This is a genomic window from Coprococcus sp. AM97-35, assembly GCF_027697525.1.
GTDB classification, from domain to species: domain Bacteria; phylum Bacillota; class Clostridia; order Lachnospirales; family Lachnospiraceae; genus Allocoprococcus; species Allocoprococcus comes.
Map to the genome: position 1 here is coordinate 1 of NZ_JAQESL010000046.1, position 6,741 is coordinate 6,741.

Consider the following 6,741-nt stretch of genomic DNA (forward strand, 5'->3'; position numbering starts at 1 on the left):
GGTGTTTCCCAAACAAAAAGATATTAAGAAACAGCCCATGTTTACCTGCTTGCAAACAAAAGAATATTGCTACTAGACTAAGAGATACTACATAAGTGTGTTGGTATCTCTTTTTTGTTGCCGTGAAACAGCAGACTATTTCATTTCTGCTTGATTACCTTAAAACTTATTAGTCTATGGTTTGTCAAGGGCTTGTTGCGTGAGAAATGCTGAATATCACCCTTTACAAAACATAGGCTGATAAGTAACTTTTCAAAAGCAGAAAAGAAATGGCAATGCTTATAACAATATGATATAATGCAGATGAAGACAAACAAGAATTTACAGAACTACAAAGAAAGGATACATATTATGGAAGGAAGATTAATAGCATTTGTTATTTGGGTAATAATCGGCGTATTATTTATTGTAATGGGCATTTATGATTTTAATTCCAAGAAAGCAAAACCTTTCGGTTTTTGGGCAAATGCTGAGGTAGCGCCCATAGAAGATGTGAAAGGCTATAATCGTGCTTTGGGCATATTGTGGTGCGTGTATGGTGTTTTGTTTACGTTAATTGGATTGCCTTTATTAGATGGGCAGAATTCGGGTTTGATTATTATACCTATATTGGGTGCAATGCTTATTAGTATTGCGGCTATGGTAGCGTATGTAGTAGGTATTGAACCCAAATACCGCAAAAAGAAATAAATGGAAACTTCAAGTTTGGAGAATTGAGAAAATCGGAATTTTTAGAACAAAATATTTTATAAGATTAATGAGATTTTAAAAAGGAGGATTGGACATGAAAATTTTGAAAAGTATTCTTAATTATATTCCATTAGCCACGTTTATCATATTTGTGGTTACTGATGGTATTTTTTCTCTAACATCAGCATTAATTTTTGTTATTTCAACGATTGGTCCATTAATTAATTGGAAAAGGGAAAAAACAGAGATGAAGAATTGAGAAAATTCCAGTTTGTATGGGGCGATAAAATCAGAATTTGAGAGAGGATTGAATATGAATAAGGAATGGTCTGAACTTAATAAAACAATGCAGGCACAAATAAAAAAGAAAGATACTTATAAGAGGGGTATTGATACTTTACTTACTTTACGAAGTCAGTTAATACAAACCTTAGTATCTTTCAAAGAAGAATTATGCAGAGAAGATTTTAACTCAATCCCCTTCATAAACGCTGATGGTTATCATAGTAAGACGATTGCTTATTCTATTTGGCATATTTTCCGCATTGAAGATATAGTTGTGCATACAGTGATAAATGAAGATGAACAAGTATTTTTTGCAGGCAATTATCAAGAGCGTATCAATTCACCTATCATTACAACAGGAAATGAACTCATGAAACAGCAGATTGCAGACTTTTCAAAACAGCTTAATCTGGAAGAATTATATTTATATATTTTCGAAGTATGGGAAAGCACTGAGAAAATGCTTGAACGGTTATCTTATGATGAATTGAAAAGAAAAATACCGAAAGAAAGAAAAGGATACTTAGAATCGTTGAATGTAGTAAACGACAATGAAAAAGCAATTTGGCTGATTGATTATTGGTGTAATAAAGATATTTGTGGACTAATTCAAATGCCGTTTTCAAGACATTGGATTATGCACACAGAAGCCTGTTTGCGTATAAAGAACAAGATACATTCATAGGCAAAAATTTCAGTTTGTAGAACTAAGGAAATTGGAATTTAAGGAGGAATAAAGTATGGTTAGTGATTTTATAAGAGCAGCATTTCCATGGATTTTAATGGGTTTATTTGTAGCAATCAGTTGTTCCCTTATGAGTAAAAAAGAGAAATAAATTCCTGTTTGTATTTATAAAAGAGAAAAAATGAGAAAAGTAGTTTTATTTATTGCCATGAGCCTTGACGGATATATTGCGGACGGTAATGGTGGAGTAGCTTGGCTAAATGGTCATGGAAATGACAATGAAAACATCGACACTTATACAGAATTTACCAAAGATATAGATACTGTCTTAATGGGGTGGAATACTTCTCATCAGGTTGTTACTGAACTTTCTCCGCAAGAATGGGTATATAATAAATTTACAACTTATGTATTAACACATAAAGAGTGCAATTCTTCCCAACAAATTCATTTTACAAGTGAAAATCCTGTTTTATTATTGGAACGGCTAAAACAAGAAGCAGGAAAGGATATTTGGATTTGTGGCGGAGCAAATCTTGTTCAGCAGTTGGTAAGCAAAAATATGATTGATAAATATTACATTTCTGTTATTCCTACTCTGTTAGGAAATGGGGTTCGTCTTTTGGGCAACATAGACAGGGAAATAAAGTTAAGGCTTTGTAAAACACAGACTTATAACGGAATAACCGATTTGATTTATATGCGTAGATAACTAGAGAGAAACAGAAAAGCTGTTAAACCGACGGAGCGATCCGACCACGTTGGCGGGAAAATCCTTAAGATTTTTCCGCCATGCTTGCAAGGGGGCGGTTCGCTTCGGCGGTTCGGCGAGCTTGCGAGCCGTTCAAAGCCCCCGTTATCTAACAAGGGGGGCACAAAAAACAAGAAACAATATACACTACTAAGCGGAAAACGCTGTATTTACAAGGTAAAATCGCTTTTAATAGGGTGTTAACTAAAAAGCACTCATTTAATACATAAAAATTGAATAAGACATAGGAAAGACAGTTGATTTCAAACGAGAAATTGATTGTCTTTTCTTTTGCGGAAATTTAAGTATAGGCAATTATCAAATATGGTAGTTGCCTTTTTTGATTGGAGGAATTGAAGAATGAATGATAAAAACTTTATAGAAGAATTAAGACAAAAGCGTGAAGAATATGGAGTAACACAAAGAAAACTTGCTGTTGCCTGTGGTATCAGTCGTACATATTTTAACCAGATAGAGAATGGGACTGTTGTTCCCTCTGCTGAACTAAAACAAACGATAGAAAAACAGATTGAGCGTTTCAATCCGCAAGAACCACTATTTCTGTTGATTGATTACTTCCGTGTCCGCTTTCCTACGACAGACGCATTAAAGATTATTCGTGAAGTATTACAACTAAAAGCCGATTATATGCTTTATGAAGATTTTGGAAAATACGGATATGAAAGCAAATATGTTTTAGGCGACATCAACATCATGTGTTCCATGCAAGAGCATTTAGGTGTTTTATTAGAACTAAAAGGCAGAGGGTGTCGGCAAATGGAAAGTTATCTATTGGCACAGGAACGCTCATGGTATGACTTTATGCTGGATTGTTTAACGGCAGGTGGTAAGATGAAACGACTTGACTTGGCAATCAATGATAAAGCAGGAATATTAGATATTCCAAAGTTAAAGGAAAAATACAAGGCTGGCGAATGTATCTCCTACTTTCGTATGCAGAAAGATTACAGCGGTACGGAAAAATGTGGTAGCGATTTACCAAAGAATACAGGAGAAACCTTATATCTCGGTTCAACCAGTAGTGAGTTATATATGTGTGCCTATCAGAAAAATTACGAGCAGTATGTCAAAAATGGCATAGAAGTTGAAGATACAGAAATCAAGAACCGTTTTGAAATACGCATGAAGAATGAACGAGCCTATTATGCGGTTGTAGATTTACTGACCTATCGGGACGCTGAACGCACCGCTTTTTCTATCATCAATCATTATGTCCGCTTTGTTGATAGAGAAGATGATAAACCGAAAAGTCAATGGAAAACAAATGATGATTGGGCATGGTTTATAGGGGAAAATAGAGAGCCGATACGATTAACGACTAAACCAGAACCTTATACTTTACAAAAGGCATTACATTGGTTACAAAGACAGGTTGCACCAACCATAAAAATGGTACAAGCATTAGACAGAGAAAATCATACAACGATACTGAAAGATATGATTGAGCAGGCAGAACTCAAAGATAAGCATAAACACTTATTACAATTAGAAAAATCAACCATAGAAGAACGCATAGATACCGCTGTCCCACAAGAGAATGACGGTATTTTTTAATTTCTTCAAAATATCTGCAACAAAACATCAACTTGTGTACAGATATGGTACGAGAAAAGGAAATCTAACTTTTTTTGAAAATAGGTCATCAAATCAAGGTTTCCATTCCCTATATGGAGTGAAAGAAGAAAAGTTTTGAAAAAATGTCGGAAATTCAAGATGAGTGGACAGTGTTATGTGAAAGAAGACAAAGTATCTTCAATTTGTATTCAAACAGGTATTAGCAGTTGAGTGTTGATGTGAAAAGAAGAAAATATTTTCATTCTCAACTTAACATTTGGTAGTTGTCGTTCCCTATATGGAGCAAACAAAATCTTTCATTTCATAGTTGGCAGTAACGGTATTGCATAGGTAGTTAGGGTGTGAAAAGAAATCTTTTCATCATCAACTTAGCAGAATGACAATTTCTTTCCCTATATGGTACAAGAAAAGAAAAAAGTTTTGAATATTGGTTACGCTTTTACTCTTTTCCAACGCGATATATAGGAAAGATGATTTTCTTCTTTCAATCGCTCTTTGACAACTGAATAAAGCAATTCAATACCTTTGACAGACAGCGAGCCGTTGAAACAGATACGCCATGACCTTTCTCCTGCAAAAGTGAGCGACAACCTATCTGTGTTCTTGTAAAAGATTTGTCCTCTTTTATCGCCATGACCTGTGCTGTCAGATAATGATACTCCCGTACAGCCACAGCTTGAGCGTTAAAAGCGTCGCACGCAATGGGTACGGCTACATAAGAACTATGCAGAGGTGGAAGTCCTGTGGGCTATGACAAAAGCCGTTGAATTGCTTAGAAAGATTTTACAGAAAGGGGGTATGTGTTATTGATAATGCTGTAAAAACAATTCAAAAGAAAAATAACAAGTGTGGCATTGGCAACAGAGGAAAGACAAAGATTGTTGTAAAAGAGCATTTCTCCGAAAAGGGAAAGACAATGGAAGAACTTCTAACTGATGTCATGTTGGAAAAAGCAAAGCAGACAATCGCATAAAATCGGTGCAGTTGTAAGAAATAGATTGAATGACAAAAAGTACCCGTGTTATACTTTACTTGCAAGCAGGTATTGTAAACACGGGTTAGTTATAAAGGAGGATAACTGACAATGAAACAACAGATTTACAATACTGCACTTTATCTTAGGTTAAGCCGAGATGATGAATTACAGGGCGAAAGTTCCAGCATTACCACACAAAGAAGTATGTTGCGTCTATATGCAAAAGAACATCATTTGAATGTGATTGATGAATATATTGATGACGGCTGGTCGGGAACAAATTTTGACAGACCGAGTTTTCAAAGAATGATTGAGGATATAGAGGCAGGAAAAATCAACTGTGTTGTAACAAAAGACTTATCACGACTTGGTAGAAATTATATTATGACAGGACAATATACAGAATTGTATTTTCCCAGCCATAATGTCCGTTACATAGCGATTGACGACGGTGTGGACAGCGAAAAAGGCGAAAGTGAGATTGCACCATTTAAGAACATCATCAATGAATGGGTGGCAAGAGATACGAGCCGTAAAGTGAAATCAGCCTTTAAGACGAAATTTGCAGAGGGTGCGTATTATGGGGCTTATGCTCCGTTAGGATATAAGAAACACCCCGACATCAAAGGGAAACTGTTGGTTGATGAGGAAACAAAATGGATTGTTGAAAAAATCTTCTCTCTAGCCTATCAAGGTTACGGTAGTGCCAAAATCACAAAAATACTGCGAGAAGAAAAAGTCCCGACAGCGTCTTGGTTGAATTTTACAAGGTACGGTACTTTTGCTCATATCTTTGAGGGAAAGCCCGAAAGCAAGCGTTATGAGTGGACGATTGCTCATGTAAAGGCGATATTGAAAAGTGAAGTCTATATCGGAAACAGCGTTCATAATCGACAATCAACCGTTTCTTTCAAAAGCAAGAAGAAAGTACGAAAGCCCGAAAGCGAATGGTTTCGAGTAGAAAACACGCACGAACCGATTATTGACAAGGAAGTGTTCTATCGTGTGCAGGAGCAGATAAAATCAAGGCGTAGACAGACAAAGGAAAAGGCAACGCCGATATTTGCAGGGCTTGTCAAGTGTGCGGATTGTGGCTGGTCTATGAGGTTTGCGACAAATAAGGCAAATAAAACACCGTATAGTTATTATTCTTGTAGTTTCTACGGACAGTTTGGCAAAGGTTATTGTTCTATGCACTATATCCGCTATGATGTGCTGTATCAAGCTGTATTGGAACGATTGCAGTATTGGGCTAAGGCAGTACAGCAGGACGAAGAAAAGGTATTGAACAAAATACAGAAAGTCGGCAATGCAGAGCGAATACGGGAAAAGAAGAAAAAGGCAAGTGCCTTGAAGAAAGCCGAGAACCGACAAAATGAGATTGACCGTTTATTTGCAAAAATGTATGAAGATAGAGCCTGTGAGAAGATAACGGAACGAAACTTCATCATGCTGTCGGGGAAATATCAAAAAGAGCAGATAGAACTTGAACAGCAGATAACCAACCTAAGAGAAGAATTAAGTAAAATGGAACAGGATATGATAGGTGCTGAAAAGTGGATTGAGTTAATCAAGGAGTATTCCGTACCAAAGGAACTGACAGCACCGTTATTAAATGCAATGATAGAAAAAATCCTTATTCACGAAGCAACAACGAATGAGGAGAACGAAAGAATACAGGAAATAGAGATATACTACCGATTTATTGGAAAAGTAGACTGATAAAGAGGGTTCATATCTTTAACTAAGGGAAACTGG

The 6,741-nt window shown here is 36.2% G+C and carries 7 protein-coding genes; all 7 read left to right on the forward strand.

Annotated features, from left to right (window positions below; translation table 11 throughout):
• Positions 1-351: 351 nt before the first annotated feature.
• The 7 genes from PG840_RS16140 (at position 352) to PG840_RS16170 (ending at position 6,705) form a co-directional block, all read left to right on the forward strand.
• Positions 352-690 carry a hypothetical protein gene (locus tag PG840_RS16140; RefSeq protein ID WP_117684373.1) on the forward strand — a complete coding sequence of 113 codons (339 nt, stop codon included), beginning with the start codon at positions 352-354 and terminating at the stop codon, positions 688-690.
• A 94-nt stretch (positions 691-784) separates the two neighbouring features.
• Complete coding sequence (locus tag PG840_RS16145; protein WP_178089311.1) at positions 785-949, forward strand: hypothetical protein; 165 nt, start codon at positions 785-787, stop codon at positions 947-949.
• A gap of 54 nt (positions 950-1,003) precedes the next feature.
• Positions 1,004-1,660, forward strand: coding sequence for a hypothetical protein (locus tag PG840_RS16150; RefSeq protein ID WP_002303420.1), 657 nt, complete (start codon positions 1,004-1,006; stop codon positions 1,658-1,660).
• A 181-nt stretch (positions 1,661-1,841) separates the two neighbouring features.
• Entirely contained in the window at positions 1,842-2,372 is a 531-nt protein-coding gene (locus PG840_RS16155; RefSeq protein ID WP_002303421.1) for a dihydrofolate reductase family protein, read from the forward strand.
• Positions 2,373-2,771: 399 nt separating this feature from the next.
• Positions 2,772-3,986, forward strand: a complete 1,215-nt coding sequence (locus PG840_RS16160) for a replication initiation factor domain-containing protein (protein ID WP_008394618.1) — start codon at positions 2,772-2,774, stop codon at positions 3,984-3,986.
• Positions 3,987-4,770: 784 nt separating this feature from the next.
• Positions 4,771-4,980 carry a hypothetical protein gene (locus tag PG840_RS16165; protein WP_008394616.1) on the forward strand — a complete coding sequence of 70 codons (210 nt, stop codon included), beginning with the start codon at positions 4,771-4,773 and terminating at the stop codon, positions 4,978-4,980.
• Positions 4,981-5,091: 111 nt separating this feature from the next.
• Positions 5,092-6,705, forward strand: a complete 1,614-nt coding sequence (locus PG840_RS16170) for a recombinase family protein (protein ID WP_008394611.1) — start codon at positions 5,092-5,094, stop codon at positions 6,703-6,705.
• Positions 6,706-6,741 lie beyond the last annotated feature (36 nt).

Excerpts from the sequence above, each read along its gene's own strand:
- PG840_RS16140 (WP_117684373.1), top strand. The coding sequence starts at position 352 with ATGGAAGGAAGATTAATAGCATTTGTTATTTGGGTAATAATCGGCGTA.
- PG840_RS16145 (WP_178089311.1), top strand. The coding sequence starts at position 785 with ATGAAAATTTTGAAAAGTATTCTTAATTATATTCCATTAGCCACGTTT.
- PG840_RS16150 (WP_002303420.1), top strand. The coding sequence starts at position 1,004 with ATGAATAAGGAATGGTCTGAACTTAATAAAACAATGCAGGCACAAATA.
- PG840_RS16155 (WP_002303421.1), top strand. The coding sequence starts at position 1,842 with ATGAGAAAAGTAGTTTTATTTATTGCCATGAGCCTTGACGGATATATT.
- PG840_RS16160 (WP_008394618.1), top strand. The coding sequence starts at position 2,772 with ATGAATGATAAAAACTTTATAGAAGAATTAAGACAAAAGCGTGAAGAA.
- PG840_RS16170 (WP_008394611.1), top strand. The coding sequence starts at position 5,092 with ATGAAACAACAGATTTACAATACTGCACTTTATCTTAGGTTAAGCCGA.